This is a genomic window from Pseudoalteromonas sp. SG43-3, from assembly GCF_014164385.1.
GTDB classification, from domain to species: domain Bacteria; phylum Pseudomonadota; class Gammaproteobacteria; order Enterobacterales; family Alteromonadaceae; genus Pseudoalteromonas; species Pseudoalteromonas distincta.
The window spans coordinates 1-442 of sequence record NZ_JACJFC010000082.1; the positions used below are offsets into that span (position 1 = coordinate 1).

Consider the following 442-nt stretch of genomic DNA (forward strand, 5'->3'; position numbering starts at 1 on the left):
TAAAAAAGCCCGACTATTTCTAGTCGGGCTCTCTACAATTTGAAGCCTGGTAATGTCCTACTTTCACATAGCAAATGCTACACTATCATCGGCGCTGTTTCGTTTCACTACTGAGTTCGGCATGGGATCAGGTGGGTCCAAAACGCTATTGTCACCAAGCAAATTAGGTGCAAAGAATCAATGACAAGCACGTAGTGCTACGATTTTCTTTGCGCAAGGTGCCTCAATGTTAACGCTACGCGCTAAGAGTCACCTCTAAAATTTGGAAAATATCTGATAATATTTTTTAAGTCTTTCAGTAAATATCTACTTTAGTCATATTAACTTCTGTCTAAACTGTCGCATAAAACGCGTTTGGCGTTGTATGGTTAAGCCTCACGGGTAATTAGTACAAGTTAGCTTAATGGCTCACACCACTTCCACATCTTGCCTATCAACGTTG

1 rRNA gene is annotated in these 442 nt (G+C 40.7%); it reads right to left on the bottom strand.

Annotated elements, in window-relative coordinates:
- Positions 1-44: 44 nt before the first annotated feature.
- A 5S ribosomal RNA gene (rrf, locus tag H5157_RS20695) occupies positions 45-159 on the bottom strand.
- Between the last annotated feature and the right edge of the window lie 283 nt (positions 160-442).